21 protein-coding genes and 2 pseudogenes are annotated in these 25,008 nt (G+C 61.0%); 16 read left to right on the top strand and 7 right to left on the bottom strand.

Features of this window, described 5'->3' with window-relative positions; translation table 11 throughout:
• Window position 1: 1 nt before the first annotated feature.
• Entirely contained in the window at window positions 2-1,630 is a 1,629-nt protein-coding gene (locus J8C01_RS12865; RefSeq protein WP_014101155.1) for a DEAD/DEAH box helicase, read from the bottom strand.
• A gap of 153 nt (window positions 1,631-1,783) precedes the next feature.
• Here J8C01_RS12865 and J8C01_RS12860 point away from each other — a divergent pair, with 153 nt between their 5' ends.
• From J8C01_RS12860 to J8C01_RS12830, 7 genes and pseudogenes are all read left to right on the top strand, one after another.
• The gene (locus J8C01_RS12860; RefSeq protein ID WP_211433220.1) at window positions 1,784-2,074 is read left to right on the top strand and encodes a hypothetical protein; all 291 of its coding nucleotides are present in this window, start codon (window positions 1,784-1,786) and stop codon (window positions 2,072-2,074) included.
• Window positions 2,075-2,154: 80 nt separating this feature from the next.
• Window positions 2,155-2,526 carry a four helix bundle protein gene (locus tag J8C01_RS12855; protein ID WP_211433219.1) on the top strand — a complete coding sequence of 124 codons (372 nt, stop codon included), beginning with the start codon at window positions 2,155-2,157 and terminating at the stop codon, window positions 2,524-2,526.
• A gap of 5 nt (window positions 2,527-2,531) precedes the next feature.
• Window positions 2,532-2,837, top strand: a complete 306-nt coding sequence (locus J8C01_RS12850; protein ID WP_014101157.1) for a hypothetical protein — start codon at window positions 2,532-2,534, stop codon at window positions 2,835-2,837.
• A gap of 663 nt (window positions 2,838-3,500) precedes the next feature.
• A pseudogene (locus J8C01_RS15670) lies at window positions 3,501-3,895 on the top strand (restriction endonuclease); the annotation flags it as partial.
• Between the two features lie 220 nt (window positions 3,896-4,115).
• Window positions 4,116-7,955, top strand: a complete 3,840-nt coding sequence (locus tag J8C01_RS15695) for a DNA methyltransferase (RefSeq protein WP_211433218.1) — start codon at window positions 4,116-4,118, stop codon at window positions 7,953-7,955.
• The gene (locus J8C01_RS12835) at window positions 7,952-8,122 is read left to right on the top strand and encodes a nucleotidyltransferase family protein (RefSeq protein ID WP_211433217.1); all 171 of its coding nucleotides are present in this window, start codon (window positions 7,952-7,954) and stop codon (window positions 8,120-8,122) included. The genes J8C01_RS15695 and J8C01_RS12835 overlap by 4 nt, the downstream gene beginning before the upstream one ends.
• Window positions 8,095-10,947 carry a BPTD_3080 family restriction endonuclease gene (locus tag J8C01_RS12830; RefSeq protein WP_211433216.1) on the top strand — a complete coding sequence of 951 codons (2,853 nt, stop codon included), beginning with the start codon at window positions 8,095-8,097 and terminating at the stop codon, window positions 10,945-10,947. The genes J8C01_RS12835 and J8C01_RS12830 overlap by 28 nt, the downstream gene beginning before the upstream one ends.
• A 176-nt stretch (window positions 10,948-11,123) precedes the next feature.
• On the opposite strand, the gene rpmB is transcribed toward J8C01_RS12830, so the two are convergent.
• Window positions 11,124-11,360: a 50S ribosomal protein L28 gene (rpmB, locus tag J8C01_RS12825; protein ID WP_058868416.1), complete on the bottom strand. Its 237-nt coding sequence runs from the start codon at window positions 11,358-11,360 to the stop codon at window positions 11,124-11,126.
• Window positions 11,361-11,494: 134 nt separating this feature from the next.
• Entirely contained in the window at window positions 11,495-12,808 is a 1,314-nt protein-coding gene (locus tag J8C01_RS12820; RefSeq protein WP_211433215.1) for a HEAT repeat domain-containing protein, read from the bottom strand.
• A gap of 93 nt (window positions 12,809-12,901) precedes the next feature.
• Here J8C01_RS12820 and J8C01_RS12815 point away from each other — a divergent pair, with 93 nt between their 5' ends.
• From J8C01_RS12815 to J8C01_RS12780, 8 genes and pseudogenes are all read left to right on the top strand, one after another.
• Complete coding sequence (locus J8C01_RS12815) at window positions 12,902-13,315, top strand: acyl-CoA thioesterase (RefSeq protein ID WP_211433214.1); 414 nt, start codon at window positions 12,902-12,904, stop codon at window positions 13,313-13,315.
• Window positions 13,312-13,893, top strand: coding sequence for a cob(I)yrinic acid a,c-diamide adenosyltransferase (gene cobO, locus J8C01_RS12810; protein ID WP_014101165.1), 582 nt, complete (start codon window positions 13,312-13,314; stop codon window positions 13,891-13,893). The genes J8C01_RS12815 and cobO overlap by 4 nt, the downstream gene beginning before the upstream one ends.
• Window positions 13,894-13,973: 80 nt before the next feature.
• A pseudogene (locus J8C01_RS12805) lies at window positions 13,974-14,624 on the top strand (IS607 family transposase).
• Window positions 14,615-15,949: an RNA-guided endonuclease InsQ/TnpB family protein gene (locus tag J8C01_RS12800; protein ID WP_211433213.1), complete on the top strand. Its 1,335-nt coding sequence runs from the start codon at window positions 14,615-14,617 to the stop codon at window positions 15,947-15,949. The pseudogene J8C01_RS12805 and the gene J8C01_RS12800 overlap by 10 nt, the downstream one beginning before the upstream one ends.
• A gap of 14 nt (window positions 15,950-15,963) precedes the next feature.
• Window positions 15,964-16,563: a Uma2 family endonuclease gene (locus J8C01_RS12795; protein ID WP_211433212.1), complete on the top strand. Its 600-nt coding sequence runs from the start codon at window positions 15,964-15,966 to the stop codon at window positions 16,561-16,563.
• Window positions 16,560-17,576, top strand: a complete 1,017-nt coding sequence (locus J8C01_RS12790) for an isocitrate dehydrogenase (NAD(+)) (protein ID WP_014101130.1) — start codon at window positions 16,560-16,562, stop codon at window positions 17,574-17,576. The genes J8C01_RS12795 and J8C01_RS12790 overlap by 4 nt, the downstream gene beginning before the upstream one ends.
• A 131-nt stretch (window positions 17,577-17,707) precedes the next feature.
• Window positions 17,708-20,185: a PPC domain-containing protein gene (locus J8C01_RS12785; protein ID WP_211433211.1), complete on the top strand. Its 2,478-nt coding sequence runs from the start codon at window positions 17,708-17,710 to the stop codon at window positions 20,183-20,185.
• The gene (locus tag J8C01_RS12780) at window positions 20,182-21,129 is read left to right on the top strand and encodes an RluA family pseudouridine synthase (protein ID WP_211433210.1); all 948 of its coding nucleotides are present in this window, start codon (window positions 20,182-20,184) and stop codon (window positions 21,127-21,129) included. The genes J8C01_RS12785 and J8C01_RS12780 overlap by 4 nt, the downstream gene beginning before the upstream one ends.
• A gap of 32 nt (window positions 21,130-21,161) precedes the next feature.
• Here the strand turns inward: J8C01_RS12780 and J8C01_RS12775 are convergent, their stop codons facing one another.
• On the bottom strand, window positions 21,162-22,031 hold the full coding sequence (locus J8C01_RS12775) for a hypothetical protein (RefSeq protein WP_211433209.1): 870 nt from the start codon (window positions 22,029-22,031) through the stop codon (window positions 21,162-21,164).
• Between the two features lie 101 nt (window positions 22,032-22,132).
• Entirely contained in the window at window positions 22,133-22,792 is a 660-nt protein-coding gene (locus J8C01_RS12770; protein ID WP_211433208.1) for a L,D-transpeptidase family protein, read from the bottom strand.
• A 40-nt stretch (window positions 22,793-22,832) separates the two neighbouring features.
• On the opposite strand from J8C01_RS12770, the gene J8C01_RS12765 reads away from it, so the two are divergent.
• Window positions 22,833-23,324, top strand: a complete 492-nt coding sequence (locus tag J8C01_RS12765; RefSeq protein ID WP_249355528.1) for a low molecular weight protein-tyrosine-phosphatase — start codon at window positions 22,833-22,835, stop codon at window positions 23,322-23,324.
• Window positions 23,325-23,438: 114 nt separating this feature from the next.
• On the opposite strand, the gene J8C01_RS12760 is transcribed toward J8C01_RS12765, so the two are convergent.
• Window positions 23,439-23,630 (bottom strand): DUF2256 domain-containing protein, encoded by a 192-nt coding sequence (locus tag J8C01_RS12760; RefSeq protein ID WP_211433206.1) that lies wholly within the window; start codon window positions 23,628-23,630, stop codon window positions 23,439-23,441.
• Entirely contained in the window at window positions 23,627-24,910 is a 1,284-nt protein-coding gene (locus J8C01_RS12755; protein ID WP_211433205.1) for a tetratricopeptide repeat protein, read from the bottom strand. The genes J8C01_RS12760 and J8C01_RS12755 overlap by 4 nt, the downstream gene beginning before the upstream one ends.
• Between the last annotated feature and the right edge of the window lie 98 nt (window positions 24,911-25,008).

The following is a 25,008-nucleotide window of genomic DNA, read 5'->3' as shown; positions in this document are numbered from 1 at the left end:
GTCAGTCTTCAACCGGCGGACGGCGAATGGCATAGATGGCCGCCCGCGCCTGCTCCGCCAGCTTGGGATGCGAAGCCGAAAGGCCGGCCAACTGCCCCAGCAAATCTGAGGTACGCAGCAACAGCCGCGCCACATCGCCTTCAACGGCTTCGGTCATGGCCAGCAGGGCCTCCCAAGTGCACTGTCCATCGGCCCATGTCCACAGCAACCGGCCGGCATCGTAGTCAATCGTCATCGTGCAGTAGTTGTCATAGCGCGCCTGCACATCAGCAATGGCGTAGGCAATACCGCGCACCTGCCGCAGCGGACGCAGATATTCGGCGCGGGTTTCTTCATAGAGCGGAAACTCGCGGTCTTCGGCGGCAATGGCTCCACACAGGGCGGCCAGGTGACGCGGGCTTTCGACATCGAGGATGCCAGCCCGGATCAGCTCACCGACGAAAACCGCATTGTCCACCCGCAACTGTGCGGCCCACCGCCCATCGGCCGTCGGCTGCCAATGCTGGTCAAGATAACCGTAGTGCTGCAACACAGCGACACATTTTTTGAAGCGTTCCCACAGACCGTTTTCGATTTCAGAGCAACGGGCCGCAAGGTGCTCATAGCGCCGCTGGGCTTCCAGCATTTCCGCTGCGCGGGGCGCACAGTTGCTGACCTGCGAGCACGTGGAACAGGGAAAATCGGCGGCGGCGGCTTCGAGCCGTCTTACCGTGTTCACAGCCGCTTCATAATCGGCGCGGGTGTCGGGATCATCAAGATCGAGCTGCCGTTTGGCATTTTGCCAGCGGCGCAGTTGCTTGCGTGCTGCCGCCAGTTCACGGGCAATCGGACGGTACGCGGCAAAGGTCTGGGCGCGGTCGCCGGCCGGGCACAATTCGGCGTCGGCATCAAGCAGGGCTTTGACTTCCTGAAGTCGTGGCCGCAGGCGGTCAGCGAGCTTCCGGTTCTGAAAGTGCCGGAAACTGCGCTCGATGAGACTGCGGGCTGCCTGGGGCGACATTTTCTGAAGCAGGTTGAGCGCCATGGTGTAGTTGGCATCAAAGGCGCTTTCGACCGGCTCCGGCGGGCTGAGCAGTTTTTCGGCAATGACGTGCATATCCTGGAAGGGGCCGGGCACGAAAATGGCAAACCCGACCCGGTCACGTCCCCGCCGGCCGGCGCGGCCGGTCATCTGGGCCAGCTCGAAGGCCTTGATGTCCCGGTGGCCGTCATCGGAGCGCAGGCTGGAAGCCGTAATCACCACGGAGCGCGCTGGCATGTCAATTCCGGCGGCCAGTGTCGAGGTCGCAAAAACGGCGCGCAGCGCGCCAGCCGCCATCGCCCGTTCGACGACGTGTTTCCAGGCCGGCAACTGGCCGGCGTGGTGGGCGGCAATGCCCTTTCGCAACAGCAAAAAGAACTGCCGGTGCTGTTCGACGTAGGTGGCTTCGTCGGGGTACTCCGCAACGATATTGGCAATGCGCCGCTGCTGCTCGCTGGACAAATCCGGCAGGCGCGTCCGGCGGAAGCTGTCCACGGCTTCGTCACACCCACGGCGACTTGGAAGGAAGATGATGGCTGGCGTGAGGTCGTACTGAAGCAGTGTGTTCAGCACATCCGGGAAGGAAGCCGGTTCAAATGGCAGACGCACGTCGCAACTCCACGAACAGGATTGAAGCCATCTCTACCACTGGTGCGCCCTGGCGCAGGTGCGTGCTTGGCGTGTGGTCGCATACAGTGTACCGTAGGCTTTCCAGTCAACAGTGTGCTGCGGGACGTTACCCTAATCCGGGAGGAAACGGTGATGGAAATTCTAACCCTGCAAAACCCTGACATTCAACACAACTGCACGGTCAAGAAAGTGGATGACAAAGGCAAGGAAAGTGTCTGCAACGGTCACCTGCGGGAATGGCTGACCGTGCCGGACGAGCTGCGCAAGCAGTTGAAGCCTGGAGAAACCTACTACCGGTGCCGCCGCTGCGGGGCTGTCTATCGCGGTCCAATACGTCGCCATCTGCGGGGCGTCCAGGTGTCCAACCGGTCCATCGTGCCGCAACCGCCGCTCCCGACGCAGTTTCCCGTCGTGGAGGGGTAGCAACATGGCGAGTGGTGAGTGGCGAGTGGCGAGTGGTGAATGGTGGGTAGTGGGCAGCAGCCAGGGAGTGTTGGCGCCGTATGGCATTGTTGCAACGTTACCGGGAGTTGATCGCCTGGCAGAAATCAATGGCCTTGGCCGAGGCGATCTATTGTTGCTCCCTGCGCTTGCCCAAAGAAGAGACGTATTGGGATGTATTCGCAACTGACGTGAGCGCCGGTGTGGAGAAACAGGCGAGTCACGGGACGGGGAAGTTTCTGCACTTTCCGGGCGTGGCGCGAGGTTCCCTGGCCGAACCTGGAGACACTGCTGATTTTGTGCGGGAACTCGAATCTCCTGCTGTCAGAGAACGTCAACAGTCCCTTGAGCGCCTGCGACGAAATCGGGAAGCAGCCGATCAGGCTTGTGCAAGCACGGCGTCACTGACGGCTATCCACATTTCGACGGAGTGAAAATTATGGAAACAAACATACGACAGACTCACGCAGATTTGATAAAGGCCATCACAGAGATTGCTGCGGCCATGCCCCTGGCGCGCACGGTACAACTTTATCAATTTGCGCTCTTCCTCAAAACACATCCGTTGCCCGGCGAAGAAACCTTTGAAGAAGTGGCAGCGGATGAAGCGATATGGGATACGCAATTTGCGGCAACCAACGATGATAAGCTGGCGGCGCTGGTAGTGGCAGTCGAAGCCGGGATAAATGAAGGTAAAGTATTGCCGATGTTCGATGCACACGGTGAATTCATCGAGCATCAATGAATTCACAAACCACTCCGTCATTCTGGAAACATTACTGGGCTTTGCCACCAGAAATCCGTCAGCGAGCACGGCAGGTTTACAAATTGTGGCGAGATAATCCAGCCCATCCAAGCCTTTTCTTCAAGCGAGTGAAAGAAAGCCAGCCAGTTTACTCAATACGCATTGGTTTGGGATACAGAGCGCTTGGATTGCTGAGAGGTGATACGGTAACGTGGTTTTGGATTGGTACGCATGACGAATATGAACGGCTTCTCAAGTAAAAATCAGCAAATACCCGCCCTGCCACCCAACATGGGCCTCCCAGCCGACGCCGCTTCGGGGCGCGACTACATGCTGTATGGCTAGTGGCTGGTAACTGGTGGCTAGTGACTGGGGATGGGCTTTTGGGATGTTCCGCGTGCAGATGCAATACAAGGGCAAACGGTACGGTACACGGCTCATCATTACTGATCCCTGGCATCCGAGCAGGTGCGTGTGTTCGGCTGCGGTTGGAAAAACGAAGCGCTGACGCGACGAAACGATGAAACTGAAGATTGATGAGCAAGCTGACCCTCTGTACCTGAACTTACCTGTCGAGGCGACTGCCGAAGACCGATCTCCGGCGATTCCTGTTCGAGGCCGTGCTGGAAGTCGCCTGAAACAGAACAGGACGCGGCCATCACGATGCCCCGCACCACCATTGACCGCCTCATCATCCATTCACCTTACGAAGAACCCCAGCATCACTGGCGCGGCGAGTGCGAGACCCCGTTTTTGACCTAGTGAAGGGCCGCCGCCCGGCGAGCTACGTGGTGGCGTCGAGCGATTCCCAGGCCTTCGACAACCCCGGTATCTTTGTGGAGATTCCGCTGGTCAACCAGAGCCGCCCGCAAAGCCCAGCGTGAGGAGGACTATCCGGGCGTCACCAGCATCACGAAGCAACTACTCGATCACTGGCGCGACCCGGAGGACTTCGACGCGCGGCGCTTCTTCTGCCAGTTGGAAGCTGTCGAGACGCTGATCTGGCTCACCGAAGCACCTGCCGCCGAGCGCACGAGCATCGAAACCCTGGCGACGACTGAGCCTTCGCACGGCAGCGTTGCAAAATGGCGACCGGCACGGTTAGAAGGTAGACAACAAAAGCGCACTGAAACACGCCAGGCCCAAATCCTGCTCAAGCGAGGTGAAGCTGAGCGAATGGGCAAAGCAACAAGGTATTCCCTACCAGATAACCTGATGCCGGTGTAGCGCAGAATGTTAGCTTCCCAAACCGGCACATGAACCAACCGGGAGGACTTGATGGCACGGAAGAAGAAGACCGGCAACAAACGCGCGATCGAAACCTACGAGCACAAAGATAGAGAGCGACCCAATAATCCACCGGTAGGGCTTGTGAGACCTGAAAATGACCTGGACATCGGGCAGCAGAAAAAGGGCTACACCTACGACCCGCACCTCGACCCGCAGCTTCAGTGGGCAGGTAAAGCCGAACATACGTCTTTTGAGGTGCCCACCGTCTCGCTGCACGTCCACGAACGCATTGATCCGCGCAGCATCATCGAGGCGGTACGCAGGCGCAACGGCAACGGTCAGCCGACGCAGCCCGGACTTTTTGAGAAGGAGCGGAAAGAAGGACTGCACCAGGCAATTGAGTTCTACAAACACAAGCACAACTGGAGCAACCGCCTGATTGCCGGCGACTCTCTGCTCGTGATGAACTCACTGCTGGAAAAGGAGGGCCTGGCCGGCGAGGTGCAGATGATCTACATTGACCCGCCCTACGGCATCAAGTACGGCTCGAACTTCCAGCCCTTCGTCAACAAGCGCGACGTCAAGGACGGCAAGGACGAGGATTTAACCAGCGAGCCGGAGCAGATCCGCGCCTTCCGCGACACCTGGGAGTTGGGCATCCACTCCTACCTCACCTACCTGCGCGACCGGCTGCTGCTGGCGCGGGAGTTGTTAGCGGAGAGCGGCTCATGTTTTGTGCAGATCGGCGACGAGAACGTCCACTTGGTGCGCTGCTTGATGGATGAGGTTTTTGGGGCAGCCAACTTTGTCAGTCAGCTTTCCTTCCGGACAAAGATACCGCTAAGAACGACTTTGATTGCGAATGTACATGATTATTTGTTATGGTATGCACGCACCAAGGGTCGCATGAAGTTCCGAAAGCTGTATACCGAGAAAGGTGTTGGGGATGAAGGCCGATTCAGTTTACTTCTAATGCCAGATTGTTCTCGACGGTCCATGACGCCAGAAGAGAAAAGGGGGAGTGCTGCTATACCAACGGGTGCAAGGCCGTTCGTTGCGGAGAATCTAAACTCTGCAGGTCGAACCGAGAGCTGTGTGTTCGACGTTGAGTACGAGGGGCAAGTGTTTCGGCCAACGCGAGGCAAGAGCTGGAAGACGAACTTCACAGGGATGGAAACCCTTGCAAGGAGCAATCGCCTCTTTCCTAGTGGTAATAATCTGTACTATTTGCTGTTGCATGAGGACTATCCCGTTCAAGAACTGTCGAATGTTTGGAACGACACACGAGGCGAGATAGACAAAAGCTACGCGGTTCAGACAACAACTACTGTCATACAACGCTGCCTTCTGATGACCACCGACCCAGGCGACCTGGTGTTCGACCCGACGTGTGTGCGGAAAGGGACGCGGGTGTGGTGTGTGCGGGATGGGGGCAGCCCCCCTATTGTCCCCCCGCACGCGGGGGGACGCTCCCTCCCCGTTTACGGGGAGGGCTGGGGTGGGGCTAGCCGGGGAAGGGCTGGTCGAGGAGAGGCCAACCAGGAAGGGGCCACACTGATCCCCATCGAATCCATCCGACCCGGCGACTGGGTTCTGGGGCATGACGGACAACCGCATCGCGTCGTGCGCGTGATCCGTCGGCCATACCGCGGCAGGATGATCGGCATCCGCCACGAAAAAGCCGACGCCACGCTTTGGCTCTCTGCCGACCACAAGGTGCTCGCCAAACGCCGCCCGCGCTCACTGGGAGGGCATAACGACTGGTTGGGCATTCCCCCAGTGTTACGAGGCCGGAGCAAAACGCTGCGGCGTGAAATGACCCCGTCGGAGCGCAAGCTGTGGACGGTGTTGCGCAACGGCCAAACCGGTTTCACCTTCCGACGCCAGCATCCCATCGGTCGGTACATAGCGGACTTTTACAGCCGCGATGCCCAGCTCGTCGTCGAGGTGGACGGCGCGGCGGCCCACAGCAGCCAAGAGACGCTGGCTCACGATCAGGCGCGCGATGCCTATCTCCGCGGGCTGGGCCTGGAGGTGCTGTCCAATCTGGAAGGCGTTTACGAAACCATTCGACGCACCTGTCACCTTCAGCTCAGCGTCGAAAAGGCCGAGTGGGTGGAAGCGCAGGACCTGGCTGTGGGTGATTGGGTCTTTTTTGGTCCGCAACGGGTCGCTGTGCGCATCGCTGAAATCCACACCCAAGAAACCGAAGAGGACTTGTACGACCTGGAAGTGGAAGATGCGCACTCTTTCATCACGGAGCTGTGCGTTGTGCACAATTGCGGCAGCGGCACGACGGCCTACGTCGCCGAGCAGTGGGGCCGGCGCTGGATCACCTGCGACACCTCGCGCGTCGCGATCACAATCGCCCGCCAGCGCCTGATGACGGCCGTCTTCGACTACTACGAGCTGGCACACCCCGAAGAGGGCGTCGGCAGCGGCTTCAAGTACAAGACCGTGCCGCATGTGACCCTCAAGTCCATCGCCAACAACCCGGACATTGACGGCATCTACGCGCGCCTGCACCCGGCGGTGGAGGCGGCTCTGGCTGACCTCAACGCGGCGTTAAAACTCCCCTCTCCCGATGGAAGAGGAGCTGGGGGTGAGAGCTATCCGCGTTTCAAGGTCACCACCGGCGGGCGCTCCGGCCACTTCGTGGACTTCGCCGCGCCCGACACGGCAACCTTCAGCATGCCCGCCGGCCAAGTGGTCAGGGTCAACGCGCTGTTGGAATGGGAAGTGCCCTTTGAGTTTCCCGCCGACTGGCCGGAGAAAGCGCGCGGCCCCTTCGAGCGTTTCCATCAGGCCCGCCGCGCCCTTCAACGGGAGATTGACGCCGCCATCGCCCGCCACGCGCCGCAGGAGACGCTCTACGACCAGCCCTTCGTAGACAAGAAGAAGGTGCGCGTCACCGGCCCGTTCACGGTCGAGGCGGTGCCTGCGCCGGCGGTGAAATCAGTGGACGAATTGTTGGCCGACGTAGGGGCAACTGGCCAGTCGCCCCTGCAAGCCGATACGTCCATTGCCCGCTCCGGCGAGACGCTGCGCCAGGCCGAGTGGCGCAACGAACTCCTGCGCGCCGGCATTCGCGGGAAGAACGGGCAATATATCCGCTTTGCCCGCCTGGAGCCGCTTCCCGGCTGTCGCTGGCTGCATGCCGAGGGCGAGACACGGCCCAGCCACGAAGGGGCGGATTCCGTGCGCGAGACAGGCCCGGCCTACGACCCCATGCGCGTGGTGGTCTCCTTCGGCCCGGAACATGCGCCGTTGGAACAACGCCAGGTAGAGCGCGCCTGGGAAGAAGCACGGATGCTTGTTCCCAAACCCGCACTGCTGCTCTTCGCCGCCTTCCAGTTCGACCCCGAAGCTGCCAAGGATATTGACGAGATGAAGCCCGAGCTGGCCGGCATGCAGTTCCTCAAAGTCCAAATGAACGCCGACCTGCTCACCGACGACCTCAAGAAAAAGCGCGCCAGCAACGAATCCTTTTGGTTGATTGGGCAACCTGATGTGGAAGTGCAGCGGATCACCTCGGGTCCCGACAAAGACAAGTTGCGCGTCGTGGTGCACGGTTTTGATTATTACAACACCAAGACCGGCGGCATCGAGTCGGGCGGCGCAGACAAGATCGCCGTCTGGCTGCTCGACACCGACTACGACGGGCGCAGCCTCTACCCGCGTCAGGTCTTCTTCCCGATGGCGGGCGAAGACGGAGGCTGGGCGAAGCTGGCAAAGAACCTCAAGGCCGAGATTGACGAGGAACGGATCGAGGCTTACCGGGGCACGGCCTCGTTGCCCTTCGCGCCGGGCGAGCACAAGCGCATCGCAATTAAGATCGTGGATGACCGGGGGATCGAGAGCCTGAAGGTCATGGAGGTGGAAGCATGAACAGAGAAGTATTCCTTCCCAAGGATGCCCTGGCCAAGTTTTGTCGTGAGCGGGGCATTCGTCGGCTGGCAGTGTTCGGTTCGGCGCTACGCGCCGATTTCGGTCCGGACAGCGATATTGATCTAGAGTGGCTATCGGAATGCCCCGCACCACCATTGACCGCCTGATCATCAATTCGCCCTACGAGGAGCCGAAGAAGCACTGGCGCTACGACCGCGAGACGCGGGCCTTCGAGCTGGCCGAAGGCCGCCGGCCGGCAGGCTACGTGGTGGCGACGCCCGGTTCAAAATCCTTCGATGACCCCGGCATCTTTGTGGAGATCCCGCTGGTCAACCAAATCCGCCCGCGCGTCAAAGCCTGGCGCGAGGCGGGTTATCCGGGCGCGACCAGCATCACCAAGTGGCTCCTGAAGCACTGGCGCGATCCGAAGGCGTTCGATTCACGGCGTTTCTTCTTCTGCCAGTTGGAGGCGGTTGAGACGCTGATCTGGCTCACCGAAGCGCCCGACGCCGACCGGGTGGGGATCGACATTCCCGGCGACGGCGGCGCGTTCTTGCGGCGGTGTTGCAAAATGGCCACCGGCACGGGCAAGACCGTCGTCATGGCGATGGCCATCGCCTGGCATATCCTCAACAAGGTGGCGAACCCGCAGGACGCGCGTTTCTCGAAGAACGTGCTCGTCGTTGCGCCCGGGCTGACGGTCAAGAAACGGCTGGCCGTTCTGGAACCGGCGGGCGCGGGCAACTACTACGAGGCGTTCGACATTGTGCCCTCTGACCTGCTGGACAAGCTGCGGCAGGGCAAAGTGCTGATTCGCAACTGGCACGCCCTGGCCTGGGAGAGCGAGGCGCAGATCAAGAAGCGGCGCAGCGTGGACAAGCGCGGCGCCAAGAGAGACGAAGCCTACACGCGCGAGGTGCTGGGCGAGATGGCGAACGCCCACAGCCTGCTGGTGATCAACGACGAAGCCCACCACGCCTGGCGCGTCAACTGGGAGGCGGAAGGAAAGTATCTGCGCCAGCGCGATCTGAAAGACAGCGCCGAGGAGGCCACGGTGTGGATCGGCGGCTTGGACCGGCTGCACCGTTCGCGCGGCATTCTCACCTGTTATGACTTCTCCGCCACACCTTTCACACCGTCGGGAAAGAAGAGCAGCGAAGAGTCACTCTTTGGCTGGATCGTCAGCGACTTCGGGCTGAACGACGCGATTGAATCCGGGCTGGTGAAGACCCCGCGCGTGGTGGTGCGCGACGACGCCGTGCCGGACGCCAAGACCTACAAGTCGCGGCTTTATCACATCTACAACGATCCGGAGGTCAAAGACGACCTCAACCGCCAGGCCAACCCCGAGGAGCCGCTGCCCGACCTGGTGCTGAACGCCTACTACTTGCTGGGCTACGACTGGCAAGAGACGTTGAAGGCGTGGCGCGAGGCCGGGCTGCGCACCCTGCCGGTGATGATCACCGTCTGTAACCGCACCGAAACCGCGGCGCGGGTCAAGCACGCCTTCGACTCGCGGCGCATCCGCATTGAGGAGCTGTGCGACCCGGAGCGAATCTTGCACATTGACTCGAAGGTGCTGGATGAGGCAGAAGAGAAGGAGGAAGTCAATATAGTGGGTAGTGGACAGTGGATAGCAGATGGTGATGAAGAAGCGGCATCAGAGGAAGCCCAACCATCCACTCGCCACAGCTCACTCACGGCTGCCCAAAAGGCGGAGCTGCTGCGCCAGACTGTGGACACAGTGGGCAAAGCTGGACAGCCCGGCGAGAAGATTCAGAACGTTATCTCCGTCGGCATGCTGAGCGAGGGCTGGGACGCCAAGACGGTCACGCACATCATGGGCCTGCGCGCCTTCACCAGCCAGCTCTTGTGCGAACAGGTGGTGGGGCGCGGCTTACGGCGCACGTCCTACGAGGTGAACCCGGAGACGGGCCTGTTCGAGCCGGAGTATGTCAATATCTTCGGCGTGCCGTTCACGTTCCTGCCGCACGAAAGCACTGCAGGCGGCCCGCCACCTCCCCCCACGCCCAAGACCGCCGTTGAGCCAGACCCTGCCAAGGCCGAGTTTGAAATCCGCTGGCCGAACGTGGTGCGCATCGAGCGCGTGTTTCAACCTAGGCTGACGCTGGATTGGTCGAAAGTGCGTCCGCTGGAGCTGGACGCGGCACAGACGGCGCAGGTGGCCGAGCTGGCGCCGATCCTCGAAGGCAAGCCCGATGTGACCAGGATCGAGCGCATCGAACTGGAGCGCCTTGCAAAAGAGTTTCGCACCCAGCGGATCATCTTCGAGACCGCCCGGGACGTCTTCGACCAGATGAAACATACCTGGCAGGGCAGCCGCGAGGTCTTGCTGGCGCAGTTGGTGCGGATCGTTGAGCAGTTCATTCGGTCAGACCGTATCTCGATTTCGCCGCCGCTGTTTTATCAGGACGAACTGGGCCGGCGCTTGATCATCACGCTCAACATGTCGCGGGTCGTCCAACACCTCTGGGAGGCGGTGCAGCAGGAGAACACTGAGAAACTCGTGCCGGTGTTTGATCGCGACCACCCGATCCGATCAACAGGTGGCATGCGCCCCTGGTATACCGGCAAGCCGTGCGAGCGCACGCGCCGGTCGCACATCAACGTCTGTGTCTACGACAGCACATGGGAGGCATCGGACGCCTTCGTGCTCGATGACAGCGACGCGGTGGCCGCTTGGGTCAAGAATGACCACTTGGGCTTTGAGGTGTTCTACGTCTATCGTGGCGTGGTGCGGAAGTACCGGCCAGATTTTCTTGTGCGGCTTGCCAACGGCGACATGCTGGTACTTGAAACGAAGGGGCAGGATACCGAGCAGGATAAAGTCAAACGCCACTATCTGGACGAATGGTGCCAGGCTGTGAACACGCACGGAGAATTCGGACGCTGGCGGTGGGCAGTGGCGCATCGCCCCGGCGAAATACGTGACATTCTGATGCAAAATCAGGAAGCGCGAGCGGGAAGCTGACAACTGGCTTCCGGGACACAACGATGGTGTTGGCGTCTGACCGGTTGTTGACGGCAGTGGGTTTCGTATGACGCAAAAACCGCTGCGCAAGGGAACATCACCTGGCGCAGCGGTTTTTGGTTTTCAGGCGGAAGAAGCAGCCGGGAAAGTCCTCCGCAAGCTGGGCTTTTCCTGCGTCAGATTTTCTTGCCCTCTTCCCGCATTTTTTTCAGAACGTACTCAATCCCATACCGGTTGATGGTTTTGATGGCGCGCGCCGAAAGACGCAGCCGTACCCACCGGTTTTCACTCGGCACCCAGAACCGCTGCCGTTGCAGGTTGGGCAGAAAACGCCGCTTCGTACGGTTGTTCGCGTGCGATACGTTGTGGCCCGACATCGGGCGCTTTCCGGTCACTTGACAAACCTTGGCCATGACATCTCACCTCGCTTCCCGCGCAGATCCAAAAGTCAGTGTTTATAGCCCAAGTCGTTTTCGTCCGCAACCCGAAAACCAAAAGCACCCGGACTGGCCACCCTTCACCACATCCAATCACTATTTACTGGTCACTAGTCACGAACAGCACCGGCACGGGTCTCAATCTGCCGGATGGCACGGTTGGCAGCATTGACAATCCGGCGGTCACGGTCACTGAGGAATGGACGCAACGCCGGAAGATCATCGCGTGTCCCTACCTGTCCCAGCGCGCGCAGCATCCGCTCTGTGCCACGTGGTCCGGCTATGCGCAGGTAGGGATGCAGATCGGCCGTCCGCGTCAGTGAAAGCAGGTAGCTTTCGGCCTGCTCCCCATACCGGCGTGAGTCAAGCTGCCTTATCACATCCTGCAGAAACTCCCGGCGTCCCAGCCGGTAGAGCGCAAACGCCTGCGCCAGCCGTACCCGTTCGTCCTTCTCGGCGAGACGGCGGTTGGAAAGCTCATCCAAGTAGGCCGTAGCCTCACAGCGTCCCAGCCCTTCGGCGGCAAAGCGGCGGCGCTCCGCACTTGGATGGTCGAGGTTTTCCCTGAAAACAGACTCGCTCATCGGATCGCCAATGCGCGCCAGGGCCGCGAGAATCCGCGTCTGCTGGTCGGCATCCCGTCCGGGCCGGGCAGCACGGTAGCGCGCCATCAGCGGCGTCACCGCCTCACGGGTCCGCAGCCGCCCCAGCGTCCTGACGGCCTCCTGACGCACGTTGGCATCCGGGTCATCCAGATAGGGCAAAACGTGCAGGCCATATTCAGGACGGCCAAACTTTGCCAGTACGCGGAAAATGTCCTCACGCAGGTCGGCATCGCCCAGCGCCTCGACCATGGCGCTCACCATGCTCTCGCCCCGCAAAACGCCCAGCGCCCGCACGGCCGCCCGCCGGTTGTCCACCCGGGCGTCATCGCGCATGGCGTCAGCCAAGGCCTGCAGGACAGCCGGAGCAACCTCCGTACCCGGCAGAACCATGGTCAGATCGTCAGTTTCCAGAAAGGGATTGAACCGGTCTAATCCGCGCCGGCGCGCGAAGACAAACTCGATGTCTTCCTCGATGTAAAACAGCAGCAGGGCGCGCAGTACGGCCCGCCGTACGTCGGCGTCCGGCTCGCGCAGGGCCTCGATGAGCGGTGGAAGCGTCTGTGGGTCCTTGATTTTCCCCAGCGCCACGGCGGCTTCGGCCCGCACCTGTGGGTCAAGATCGTTCCTGAGCACCTCCAGCAGCGCCGGGACGGCCGCCTGCAACCGGCGGTCGCCCAGTGCCACGGCGGCGCGCTGACGTGTGCGCCGGTCGGGACTCGTCAAATCAGCCAGGTAGCGGTCCTGCCCCTGCACTGGCAGCCAGAGGCCCACCACCCATCCCGCCAACCACAGCACAAGCAGTGAATGAAAAAAGCGCATAGGGGAGCCGATGCTAACCAACCGTTGACCGGGTTTCAATGAATGGACTAGCTTGCGGCGCGTCTCCCCACTTCTCCCGGTGGCTTGCAACCCATGCCCGAACGAACCCTTCCGGCAACCCCGGCCATTCGGACAACCATGCTGCCCCGCGACACCAACGCGCTGGGCACGATTTTCGGTGGCGTCATTCTGAGTTACATTGACCTCGCCGGTGCCATCGAAGCCCGCCGCATTGCTGTGCATCGGTACGTCACCGTCGCCATGCGCGAAGTGGTCTTTGTCGCGCCGGTGTACGTGGGTGACACCGTGAGCTTCTACGCCCAGGTTGAAAAGATTGGGCGCACATCCATCACCATACGTGTCACGGTGGATGCCGAGCGGATGCGTGAACCGAACACCGTCGTGCGCGTGACTGAAGCTGATGTGGTATATGTGGCGATGAGCGACGACGGACGCCCCACCCCCATTTTTCCTGAATCCACCCCTCCGGCACACACCACCGTATGACCCCATCGGACACACCCACCCCGGAAGCGCGCGCGGCAAAGCGCAAGCGCGTTCCCCTCGTCATCGTCAACACCGGTCACGGCAAAGGAAAAACCACAGCCGCACTGGGAACTCTGATGCGCGCCGTCGCCCACGGCTTCAAGGTCATCATGCTGCAATTCATCAAGACGACCGAAGACCCACGGTTTGGCATCTACGGCGAAATTCAGAGCGCCCAAAAGCTGGGCTTTGAAATTCTGCCGCTCGGCGACGGCTTCACCTGGGACACCAATGACCCCGAACGCGACCGGCAGACGGCCCGCCGCGCCTGGGAAATCTGCAAGGCCAAACTCCAGTCGCCGGAATACGACATCGTAGCACTGGACGAAATCACCTACGCCTTCACCTTCGGCTGGCTCACCACTGCCGAAGTCATCGAAGCCATCCAGAACCGTCCGCCGCACATGCACGTCATTCTGACCGGACGGGATGCGCCGCCCGAAATCATCGAGATGGCCGACCTGGTGACAGAAATGCGCGAAGTCAAGCATCCCTTCACCACCCGGCGCGTCGTGGCGCAGATTGGCATCGAGTTCTGAACCATTCCCTCGAAACGTTTTCCCTGCCTGAGCCGGAGCCGGACTCTAGCTTGCCGTATAGTACGCGATAGTGTGTAATAATGCTCATAGAAAGCACCATAAGCACAGGCAAGGCGGCAAAACTCCCTGGTGTCCCGGTCAAGACGTTGCAGCGTTGGGAACGCGAAGGAAGGCTGATTCCGGTGGCCTGAACGGACAGCAACCGCCGCCTCTACACTGAGACGCAGATCCGTGAGTTCATCGGTTTGCGGCAGGCCAACCATGCGCCAACAAAGCTTGTCGCCTACTGTCGGGTATCGAGTGCGGCGCAGAAGCCGGACCTGGCGAATCAGCACAAAGTGCTGGAAGAGTTCGTGGTGGCGAAGGGATTGGCGGGGGTCGGGTTTATCGCGGAAGTGGGCGGCGGGCTGAACTTCAGGCGCAAGCGGTTTCTGGCCCTTATGGACGAGATCGGGCGACGGGAAGTCAGGATGCTGATCCTCGCTCACCGGGACCGCCTCACCCGTTTCGGCTTTGAGTGGTTCGAACATTACGCCCAAACCCATGGCTGCGAAGTGCTGGTCCTCAACCAGGAACGGCTGTCTCCCGAACAGGAAATGGTGCAAGACTTAATGACCATCGTGCACTGTTTTTCGTCTCGGCTATACGGTTTGAGGAACTATCGAAAGAAGTTGGATGAAGCGCTGAAACAGGATGCGAATGACGTCAAAAAGGCCCAACAATGCAACTAACCCACAAGATTGCTCTTTGTCCGACTCCTGAGCAAGTGGACTACTTCAAGCGCGCCTGCGGCACGGCGCGGCGTGTTTGGAACTGGGCGCTCAATGAGTGGAACAGGCAATACGCAGCAGGCGGCAGGCCAAACGCCATGGCGCTCAAAAAACAGTTCAACGCCATCAAGTACACCGACCCGCAGTGGCTCGATGAGAACGGTCGGCCTTGGTTGCAAGACATTCACCGGGATGCCCACGCCCAGCCGTTCAGGAATCTCGCCAAAGCATGGGAACGGTTCTTCGCCAAGGAGGGCAAAGAAGCGCACGAGCCACGGCTCAAGAAAAAGGGCCGTTGCCGCGACAGCTTTTATGTTGCCAACGACAAGTTCACCCTGGAAGGCAAGACGATCCGTCTGCCCAGGATCGGTGAAGTCGCCATGACCGAGGAGCTGCGCTTCGCGGGCAGGATTTTGGGCGCAACGGTTTCTCGCACCGCGGATCGTTGGTTTGTGGCCATACAGGTCGAGGTGCCTGATGCGCAATTTTATCGGCGTCGCACGTCGCACGAGGTCAACGGCATCGACCTGGGCATCAAGGCTGCCGCAACGGTCTCCAGCGGTGAAGTCATCGAGGCGCCAAAGCCGCTCAAAGCAGCGCTGCGCCGTCTGGAAAACCGTAGCCGACGTCTCAGCCGCAAGCTGGAAGCCGCCAGGAAGGCAGCCGGATTTGAACGCCATGCCCGCCTGCCTGAAGGAACGCGCCTGCCGGTATCGAACAACCGGCAGAAGTCCGCTGCGATATTGGCAAGGCTCTATGCCCGCATGGCCAATATCCGAGCGGATTTCACCCACAAGCTCACGACTCGACTCTGCCGCGAAAACCAAGCGTTAGTGATCGAGGATTTAAACGTCAAGGGGATGCTGGAGAACGAGAAACCCGCCCGCGCCATCTCTGACGTGGGTTTTGGGATGTTGCGCTCGCAGTTGGAATACAAGGCCCGGCGCTACGGCACTCATCTTACCATCGCTGATCGCTGGTATCCAGGCAGCCGACTGTGCTCCATCTGTGGCTGGAAGAATGAGGCGCTGACATTGAGAGACCGAAAATGGGTGTGTGCTCAATGTGGTGCGCACCATGACCGTGACCTCAATGCGGCGCTGAACCTGAAACGGCTGGCAACCGAAACTGCCCTACCCGTGGCGAGTCCGTCCAGCAATGGCGGCGCTGCGGCGGGGACCGTCCCCGCCGTAGTCGGGAAAGTCACGCCTGTCAGATACGACGGTGGTCAACAGGACACGTCGGGGCAGGAAGAGAACCGTGCGCACTTTTGCGCACATTCTTGATAGCAGTAAACCCGATGTCGAGCCTGCCGCACATCCGTCTGACACCGGACGAATACCTGGCCGCCGAACGCCGGGCGACGTACAAAAGCGAGTACGTCGCCGGCGAGGTATTTGCCATGTCGGGCGCAACCCTCCGGCACTCGCTCATCGCCACCAACATTGCGGCAGAGCTGCGGCAACGCCTCAAGGGGCGCGACTGTACAGTTCACGCTTCGGATTTACGGGTCGGGACTCCGGCCGGCAACTACTTCTACCCGGATGTGGTCGTGGTGTGTGGCGAACCTGTTTACGCGGATGACCACCGGGACACGATTCTCAACCCCATCCTCATCGTTGAAGTGCTTTCGGATTCGACGCCGGACTACGACCGGGGCGGCAAGTTTGCCCAGTACCGCCGGCTCGCGTCGTTGCAGGAATACCTCGTGGTGGCCCAGACCGCGCCCTGTGTCGAACACCACACCCGCCAGGCCGACGGGTGCTGGCTGCTTCACGAGACAAGCGACCTGACCGCTGTGCTGATGCTGACTTCGATTGGCTGCCAGTTGCCGCTGGCGGAGATATACGACAAAGTTACCTTCGCTGTCGCCAATCCAGTCGAAGGGGCAACCCCATGAAACACCTCGTTACGCTTATTCCGGGGGATGGCATCGGCCCGGAAGTCACGGCTGCGACGCTGCGCGTGTTGAGCGCGGCCGGCGTGGACATCACCTGGGAACGCTTCCCGGCCGGCGCACAGGCCCTGGCCGAACACGGAACGACCCTCCCCGACGCCCTGCTTTCTTCCATTCGCCGCACACGGGTGGCGCTCAAGGGGCCGGTGACGACACCGGTCGGCGGCGGTTTTACCAGCGTCAACGTCGGGCTGCGCAAGGCGCTCGACCTCTATGCCAACGTCCGGCCGGTCAAAAGCATTCCCGGCGTCAGAACGCGCTATGAGAACGTTGATCTGGTCGTTGTGCGCGAAAACACTGAAGACCTGTACTCCGGGCTGGAACACGTTGTCGTCCCCGGCGTTGTGGAAAGCCTCAAGGTCATCACCGAGCGCGCCTCGACCCGCATTGCCCGGTTTGCCTGCGATTACGCCCGCAAGCACGGCCGCCGGAAAGTCACGGTCGTCCACAAGGCCAACATCATGAAACTTTCGGACGGGCTGTTTCTGGACTGCTTCCGCAAGGTCGTCCAGCACTACCCGGAAGTGCAGCCCGAAGAAAAAATTGTGGACAACATGTGCATGCAGCTTGTGATGCACCCGGAACGCTATGACGTTCTGCTGATGGAAAACCTCTACGGCGACATTCTCTCCGACCTGGCCACGGGACTGGTCGGCGGATTGGGTGTGGTGCCGGGCGCCAACATCGGGGACGGCATGGCGGTCTTTGAGGCCGTCCACGGCAGCGCCCCGGACATTGCCGGTCGCGGGCTGGCCAACCCGACGGCCATGATCCTGAGCGCCACCATGATGCTGCGCTACATCGAGGAAAACCAGGCGGCTGACCGCATCGAGGCGGCCCTGTTTGCGGTTTTGGGTGAAGACGGCATCAAAACACCCGATCTGGGCGGTACGGCGACCACCACCGAGTTTACCGAAGCCATTGCCACCCGCCTGACGGACAACCCGGACAACTGAAGCTGGGGGCTCACAACTGTAACATCACCTTGCTAAAAACATCGCCGACCAGACAGGTACGCTTGACCTGCGTCCCACTTCACCTTTTGCTGCTGTCGGCTTCCGACGGCAGACCCTGAAAGGAGCTTGTCATGCCGCGACAACATTTCCGCTGGGTCATCCCTGGCATCTGTATGCTGGCCGGCGCGCTGTTTTTGGGCTTGTCGCCCCGGCCGGCGGCCACCCAGTCAGCCACTGTCCCGTCACCGCTGGCGATCCAGCTTCCGGTTGCCAACCGGGGGGAAAACCATCTTCGTCCAGCCGCCCCGCCCAGCCTGCGCCTGCTCGGCGAACGCCTTTCTGCGGCAACCTGTGCGGCGCTGGCCCGCCAACTGCCACCCTTTACCACTGAAGGTTTGTCCATTGCCCCAAATCAAATTGGCGCCAACCGTTCCGTGCGGGAGGACTGGCTGGCACAACCACGCCAGTTGGGCACCGTGCGCTCCAAAACCGGCGGCGACATGCTGACCGGCTATGCCGCTGCCCTGACTTCGCCCCGTGCCGCAGCCCTGCGTCTGCACTTCGAGGGCGTTGACCTGCCACCGGGCGCTGAACTCTACGTGTATGGCGCTGCTGACAATACCGTTTCAGGACCCTACACCGGCAGGGGACCGTTCGGCAGTGGCGAGTTCTGGACGGATGTCCTGGCCGGAGAGACCGCTGTGGTCGAATGGCTTGCACCGGCCGGGCGGACAGCGCCTTTCCGGGTGACGGAAGTGGCGCACATCTGGGACAGTCCCCTGCCCCCGACGGTCAAGACAACCGGCAAGGTGGAGGGCAGCGGGCCCGAAGCCGGGGCCTGCAATCTCGACGCCATGTGCGGACCTGAACCGGAAAAAGACAGCGTGGCGCGCATTGTCTTTCAGACCAGTGGCGGCACATCCGTCTGTACCGGGACAGTCCTTGCCACGCGCAGCAACGACTTTGCACCCTTCTTTTTGACGGCCAACCACTGTGTCAGTACAGCAGCCGAAGCCCAGAGCGTGCAGGCATTCTGGTTCTACCGCACCACGGCCTGCAACAGCGGCGTTGTCAGCAGCAACTTTTTCCGTTCCCCGACCGGAGCGACGCTGCTCCAAACCAACGCGCCGAGCGACCACACGCTGCTTGAAATTCTCGGCGTCATTCCGCGCAACCTGTTCCACGCCGGATGGGACATCAATCCACGCCCGGATGGTACAAACGTGTTTGCCCTGCACCACCCGGATGGGGGGACGCCCATTTCCCAGCCCCAACTCTCTTTCCTGCGGCGGTCGCTGGGCACACTCGCCGGGCAAAACACCAACTGTGGCGGCAGTACCGGATTGCAGGGCGGCTACCGGGTCAACTGGAATCAGGGCGTCACAGAACCCGGTTCGAGCGGCTCCGGCATCTGGTACTCAACCAGCCAAGGCAGCTTTCTCATCGGCGTGCTGAGCTGCGGGCCGGCCGCCTGCGGTGTGCCACCCAGCCAACGGTTTGACAACTACGGCAAGTTTTCCGTCTTTGCCCCCAGCATCAACAGCTTCCTTGACGGCGGCTCGGATGATGCCTTTGAGCCAAACAACTCCCGGGCCGAGGCGCGCTTCGTCACCCTGCCCGTCAACGCCAATAACCTCGTCGTCAAGGAAGTTTCCGAAGACTGGTATGCCATTCAGGCCACAACCGGCGCACGCATCCTCGCAACGATCAACTTCACGCACAACTTCGGCGATATTAACATGCAGCTTTACCGCAACCAGGAATCCCAGCCTATTGCTATCTCCAACTCGACCAGCAACAGTGAAACCATTGATTTCACCAACACTGGCCCGGCCAACCTCTTTTTCCTGCGGGTCTTCCTGTTCAACGACACGCGCAACACCTATCAGATGTCACTCAATGTCACTGGTGGTGCGCCACCACCGCCGCCTTCCACGGTCGGCTGCTTCCGTCCTTCGGATGGCTTTGTCTATCAGCGCTTCAGCAACACGCCGGGCTTTGCCGACAACAGCTTCTTCTATGGCCAGGCGGGCGACCGCCCGATTGCCGGTGACTGGAACGGGGATGGCATTGACACGGTCGGCATTTTCCGCAACGGCACCTTTTTCCTCAAAAACAGCAATTCCCCGGGCTTTGCCGACCTGTCGTTCGCGTATGGCAGCGCAGGGGACATTCCCCTGGCCGGCGACTGGGATGGCGATGGGGTGGATACCATCGGCGTCTATCGCAACGGGACATTTTTCCTGCGCAATTCCAACAGTGCCGGGAATCCCGACATCATAGTGAACTACGGCACTCCGACCGACCTGCCGATTGTCGGCGACTGGGACGGCAACCGTACGACAACTGTCGGCTGTTTCCGCCCCTCGAACGGTTTCTGCTACATCCGCAACAGCAACACCTCCGGCTTTGCCGACAGCGACTTTTTCTATGGTCAGGCCGGGGACATCCCTGTAGCTGGCGACTGGACAGGCAAAGGTTTTGATAGCATTGGGGTTTACCGCCAGGGTGTTTTTTTCCTGCGCAACTCTAACAGCGCTGGCTTTGCCGATATTCAGGTCAACTACGGCAGTCCGGGCGACATTCCCATCGTGGGGCGGTGGCGATGAGCGAGCTGCGGCTGGAAGCGGAAGTGACCGTTCCACCAACGGCACACTGGCAACGCCTGGACGAGTTTGTACGGGCTCAACTCGGCGAATGGCCCCTGACGGCCATTCGCCGGGCGGTAGCCGAAGGGCAAATCCGGGTCAACGCCCGCCCGCGCACCGCCGGCTGGCGACTGCGCGCCGGCGACCGCGTCCGCTGGCAACTCGTTGCGCCGCCGCACGTCCGCCTGCCAGCCGCCGACTTCACCCTGCCGGTGGTGTACGAAGACGATGTGCTGCTCGTCGTCGCCAAGCCGCCGGGGATGCTCTCCCATCCGACGCCCAAAGAACGCACCGGGACGCTGCTCAACCGCCTGCTCACCTATCCGGCATTTTCCACTGGAACCAACCGCCCGATGCTGCTTCACCGGCTGGACCGCGACACGTCAGGTCTGGTGCTGGTGGCCAAAAATGACCGTGGCACGCGGGCCTTTGCACCGCTGTTTCAGGCCGGCGACATCGCCAAAACCTACCTGGCGCTGGTGGTGGGTCATCCCGATGCCGAGACTGGAACGATTGACGCTCCGATTGGACGGTCGCCGTCCCTGTGGCCGCGCTGGCGCGTCCTGCCGGATGGCAAACCGGCGCAGACCAGTTTCACTGTGCTGTGGTGTGGGCCGCAGTGGGCACTGGTGCAGTTTCAGCCCCTGACGGGCCGGACGCACCAGATACGCATCCACGCCGCCCACCTGGGCTATCCCATCCTGGGCGATACGGTCTATGGCCGGCGGGCCAACCAGAACTTGACGGCTGAAACCGGCCGCAGTGCGCCCCGGCAGATGCTGCATGCCGCCGAAGTGAAACTCTGGCATCCGCTCGAAAAACGCCCGATGCACTTCTGCGCGCCGCCGCCTGATGATTTTACGCCCTGGCTGGAAGCGATGCCCGTACCGGGCAGGATCAGTTAGACACTCAACCGGCTTCTTTCAGGCCTGAAGTTTCAGGCCTGAAGCTGCTTGCGCTCGCTGCCCTCGGCTGCGGCCGGGGCTTCCGCCGCGGCCGGCGTTGCCTGACGCCGTTTGACATAAAACAGCAGCCCACCCAGGCCCAAAGCAATCAATGCAACGGAAATACTGACAAAGGCAATGAGTTTGTTGACCTTGGCGCGCTTCTCGATGTCGGCCAGTTGTGTCTGAAGCTGGCGTGGCGGCTCGTGGAAAATCGTGACGACGACATTGTTGGCATCCAAGTTGGGGACACCGCCCGTCACCAGGCGCCGGACATCCTCTTCCTTGAAACGGGTTTCGGCCGCGGTTGTCACCAGCAGCACCGAGGCCTTGGCGGGAGTGGGCTGCAAGCTGGCGATGTCTTTTTCCGGCAGTACGATGTTGACGCTCACCCGCGCCACATCGGGCAACTGGCGCAACTGGCGCTCAATTTCCGTCTTGATCTGTTTGATTTTCCTGGCTTCCTCGGCCGTCGGCGACAACCCGCCAAACGTCCCCCCGCCGGTATCCTCACCAAGCCCTGTCCCGGTCGGGCGCGGCAGCCCCAGTTCCTGCAGGATGCGAATAGCCAGCGCCGCTTTCCCGGAGGCAAAGGCGTCCTCGACAACCAGAATGCGCCAGCCCTTCTGGTCTTCGCCGCCGGCCGCTTCCTTTTTGGCCTCGATGCCCCGGTCCTGGAGTACCGCAATGATTTCGTTGGCTTCCGTCTCCGTCAGCACAGTGACAATCGCTTCCTGCTTCTGACAGGCGGTGGTCAGCAGCAGGACATACCACAAACCGATCAGCACGGGCCAGCGCCGACAGGTCTGACGCCAGCCGTGACGCCACACCGGCGCCAGCGGACGAAGGAAACCAAAAGACATACGAACTCCCGATGGGTCGTGCAAATGGAGTCTGGGCGTTGCCGGTCAATGCTGCCGCTAAGCTTGGCGACACAGAGCAGAAAGTCAACCCGGACGATGGCTCAGGGATGGATCGTCACCGGCGTTTTGAGCGGGCAGGCCAGCCACAGTTCCTCGATGTCGTCGTTGCTCAACGCCACGCAGCCCCACGTCCAGTCACTGCCCGTCCCGCCTCCGTGAATGCCGACTTCCCCGCCCAGGGGTGTGTTCCACGGCGGACGCACCTGCTGCTGCTGTGCCTGCCGGATGGCACGGTACTGGCGACGGTTGATGAGGCCATCCCGCAGCCCCCGTTCAGCGTCTTCCTCATTCGGATAGCTCAACCCCAGAAACAGGTGAAACCGGCTGCGATCATTGCGGGTGCAGACATAAAACGTACCGACCGGCGTGCGGTGGTCACCTTCGCGGACCTTGTCCAGCTCTGGTTCTGCACCGAGAGCGACAGTATAAGCCTTGACACAGGTTTGGCCGGACCATAGTTCAAGCCGCCGCAATGACTTGTACACCCGCAGGGAGACCGCCTTGAGCGGAAAAGGCACGCCAGCTTGCAGCGCAGCGGCCCGCAGCCGCTCGCCGGCTTCCGGTGCAGGTGTGGTCTGTGGCGGTAAAGCAGCGCTCCCGGCCAGCAGGGACAGCAGAAAAGGCAACAGCACGGGCAACCGGCGCGTCGCAGCCAACAACCGATGGACTGTCCCCCCACTTGCAATTGCGATGCTCTCCATATCAAGTTCCGATATTCCCTATACCTTTTTGGAAACCACGATGACCATTCGCGTTTTGTTTGTCTGCACAGCCAATATCTGTCGCTCCCCGATGGCCGAAGGGATTTTTCGCCACCTTGTGGCCGAAGCCAAACTCTCTGACCAGATTGAAACGGACTCCGCCGCCGTTTCGCCGATGCGGGTTGGCGAACCGCCCGACCCACGCGCCCAGCGGACGGTACTCAAGCGCGGCATTGACATCAGCGGTCTGCGGTCGCGGGAAGTCTGGCGGGATGATTTTCACCAGTTTGACTACCTCGTGGCTATGGATCGCACCAACCATGCCTACCTGCGCTCCCTGTGTCCGCGCGGCTGTGAACACAAAATCTTCCTGATGATGGAGTTTGCACCGGCCATCGGGATTGCTGAAGTCCCCGATCCCTATGCCGGTGGTGAAGAAGGGTTCGAGCTGGTGTACCGCGCCTTGGAAATAGCCGCACGCAACCTGCTGACCTACATCCGGCAACAGCACCGGCTTGCTCCAACCGAATGAATCTTCCGCAATACATCTTCCGCTGCGTTCCAGAGCTACCAAAATGCCTTTCAAATAGAGTGATGGTTGTTCCAATCCTTGCTCCGCAGCTCCGCAGCCAAGGCATAGTCAGGCTTACGTTTCACCTCTTTGCCCTTTTCTCGCGCCCGCGCCGGAAGATAATCCTTCCGGGCGTTTGCGTCCGGCGCAGGCGTGCGAGCAATAGATGACCTGCTCCCAGGTGTTGCGCCATTTTTTGCGCCAACGAAAAGGCCGACCGCACACGGGACACATCTTTTCCGGCAGAAAGGGCTTTTTGTGGGTCATGGCTGGCTTTCTTCTGCCTCATCCGGGGAAACCGGCGACACAGCCGCCGTTGTGGCCACATAGGGCTTTTTCAGGTGTGCCTGCGCCCGGGCGTGGACATCAAAGACATTCGGCCGCTTGAGAACAGCCCGGTACGCCTGCACGGCCGCGGCCCGTTGCCCCAGCGCGTCATGCGCTTCACCCAGTCGCAACTGCGCCAGCGTCGCCAGGTCGGCATTGGCGTTGGGAAGTGTCAGCACCCTGCGAAAATGCGGCACGGCTTCGGCCACCCGGCCGACCGAAAACAACACATCGGCAAACTGGTAGTGGATGGCATCACGGTAAGGGCTGGCCGCATCCTCTTTCGTCAGTTCCTCGAAGCGCGCCATGCCTTCCTCCAGACGCCCCAGGCGCACCAACGTGTCGGCCAGCTCCAGACGGGCAACATAGTTGGACGGATACTGACGGGTGAACGTTTCGAGGTAAGACATCGCATCCGCATATCGTTTCTCGCGCTTGTAGAGTGCAATCAACAGCAGCCGCGCCGCGTCCTGTGCGGTCCGTCCCTCGTCGGCGGCTTTGGCCACCAATGCCAGCCCCCGCTTTTTGGAACCACGCACACCGCCCAGTGCCGCAATGACCTTGACCGGCAGCGGCAGTGAGCCAACCACGTAGTTGTACAAGCCAATCGAGAGGTTGGCGTCGGCGTAGTCGGGATCGAGCTTGAGCACCTCGCGGTGCAGGGCAACGGCCTTGTTGCTCTGGCTCAGGGCCGCCAGAAAGGCCCGTGTAATGGTGGCCTCGTAAGCGGCCAGCAGACCGTGCGCCATGCCTTTGTAGTAGAGCGCCACCGTATCGCGCGGATTCTCCCGGAGACGGGCATCCGCCACGTGCAAGGCACGGTCCACAGCCTCGCGGAGGCGGCGGTCAAAGTCCTTGTCGAAAGCGTCTTTCGTGTCGGCAAAAAAGGTCTCGCCAGCGTAGGTTGTCGCCTGCAGGCGGCGCGTACGGTAGAGCTTTTCAGCCCACATACAGTTGGCCAGGTAGAGGTAGCCGGCTGGATGCGTCGGGTCAATCCGGGTGAGTTGTTCAAAAGCCGCCCACGCCCCACGGTAGTCGAGGTTGTAGAGCGCATTGAAGCCCTTGGTGCGCACTTGCTCAAAGGTTTCTGTGGCCGCAGGCGTGTCCACGGCGGAACGGGACGCAATTCCACCAGGCGGGGCCGCCCATGTGCCACACCCGCCCAGACAAACCAGCCAGACGGACAGTACAGCCAACCACCAACTCAGACGCTGAAACATAACGCCAGCCTCCACATCAGAAATGCCATTCGGACGTGAAAAACCAATCCACCGCTGCGTGCTACACTCCACAGCGAAACATTCTGTCCAATATGCGC

The sequence above is a fragment of the Chloracidobacterium sp. D genome (assembly GCF_018304685.1).
Classification (GTDB): domain Bacteria; phylum Acidobacteriota; class Blastocatellia; order Chloracidobacteriales; family Chloracidobacteriaceae; genus Chloracidobacterium; species Chloracidobacterium thermophilum.
Note: the sequence above shows the minus strand (reverse complement) of the source record. Positions and strands in the feature narration are given on the sequence as shown.

Excerpts from the sequence above, each read along its gene's own strand:
- J8C01_RS12860 (WP_211433220.1), top strand. The coding sequence starts at position 1,784 with ATGGAAATTCTAACCCTGCAAAACCCTGACATTCAACACAACTGCACG.
- J8C01_RS12855 (WP_211433219.1), top strand. The coding sequence starts at position 2,155 with ATGGCATTGTTGCAACGTTACCGGGAGTTGATCGCCTGGCAGAAATCA.
- J8C01_RS12850 (WP_014101157.1), top strand. The coding sequence starts at position 2,532 with ATGGAAACAAACATACGACAGACTCACGCAGATTTGATAAAGGCCATC.
- J8C01_RS15695 (WP_211433218.1), top strand. The coding sequence starts at position 4,116 with ATGGCACGGAAGAAGAAGACCGGCAACAAACGCGCGATCGAAACCTAC.
- J8C01_RS12835 (WP_211433217.1), top strand. The coding sequence starts at position 7,952 with ATGAACAGAGAAGTATTCCTTCCCAAGGATGCCCTGGCCAAGTTTTGT.
- J8C01_RS12830 (WP_211433216.1), top strand. The coding sequence starts at position 8,095 with ATGCCCCGCACCACCATTGACCGCCTGATCATCAATTCGCCCTACGAG.
- rpmB (WP_058868416.1), bottom strand. The coding sequence starts at position 11,360 with ATGGCCAAGGTTTGTCAAGTGACCGGAAAGCGCCCGATGTCGGGCCAC.
- J8C01_RS12820 (WP_211433215.1), bottom strand. The coding sequence starts at position 12,808 with ATGCGCTTTTTTCATTCACTGCTTGTGCTGTGGTTGGCGGGATGGGTG.
- J8C01_RS12815 (WP_211433214.1), top strand. The coding sequence starts at position 12,902 with ATGCCCGAACGAACCCTTCCGGCAACCCCGGCCATTCGGACAACCATG.
- cobO (WP_014101165.1), top strand. The coding sequence starts at position 13,312 with ATGACCCCATCGGACACACCCACCCCGGAAGCGCGCGCGGCAAAGCGC.
- J8C01_RS12800 (WP_211433213.1), top strand. The coding sequence starts at position 14,615 with ATGCAACTAACCCACAAGATTGCTCTTTGTCCGACTCCTGAGCAAGTG.
- J8C01_RS12795 (WP_211433212.1), top strand. The coding sequence starts at position 15,964 with ATGTCGAGCCTGCCGCACATCCGTCTGACACCGGACGAATACCTGGCC.
- J8C01_RS12790 (WP_014101130.1), top strand. The coding sequence starts at position 16,560 with ATGAAACACCTCGTTACGCTTATTCCGGGGGATGGCATCGGCCCGGAA.
- J8C01_RS12785 (WP_211433211.1), top strand. The coding sequence starts at position 17,708 with ATGCCGCGACAACATTTCCGCTGGGTCATCCCTGGCATCTGTATGCTG.
- J8C01_RS12780 (WP_211433210.1), top strand. The coding sequence starts at position 20,182 with ATGAGCGAGCTGCGGCTGGAAGCGGAAGTGACCGTTCCACCAACGGCA.
- J8C01_RS12775 (WP_211433209.1), bottom strand. The coding sequence starts at position 22,031 with ATGTCTTTTGGTTTCCTTCGTCCGCTGGCGCCGGTGTGGCGTCACGGC.
- J8C01_RS12770 (WP_211433208.1), bottom strand. The coding sequence starts at position 22,792 with ATGGAGAGCATCGCAATTGCAAGTGGGGGGACAGTCCATCGGTTGTTG.
- J8C01_RS12765 (WP_249355528.1), top strand. The coding sequence starts at position 22,833 with ATGACCATTCGCGTTTTGTTTGTCTGCACAGCCAATATCTGTCGCTCC.
- J8C01_RS12760 (WP_211433206.1), bottom strand. The coding sequence starts at position 23,630 with ATGACCCACAAAAAGCCCTTTCTGCCGGAAAAGATGTGTCCCGTGTGC.
- J8C01_RS12755 (WP_211433205.1), bottom strand. The coding sequence starts at position 24,910 with ATGTTTCAGCGTCTGAGTTGGTGGTTGGCTGTACTGTCCGTCTGGCTG.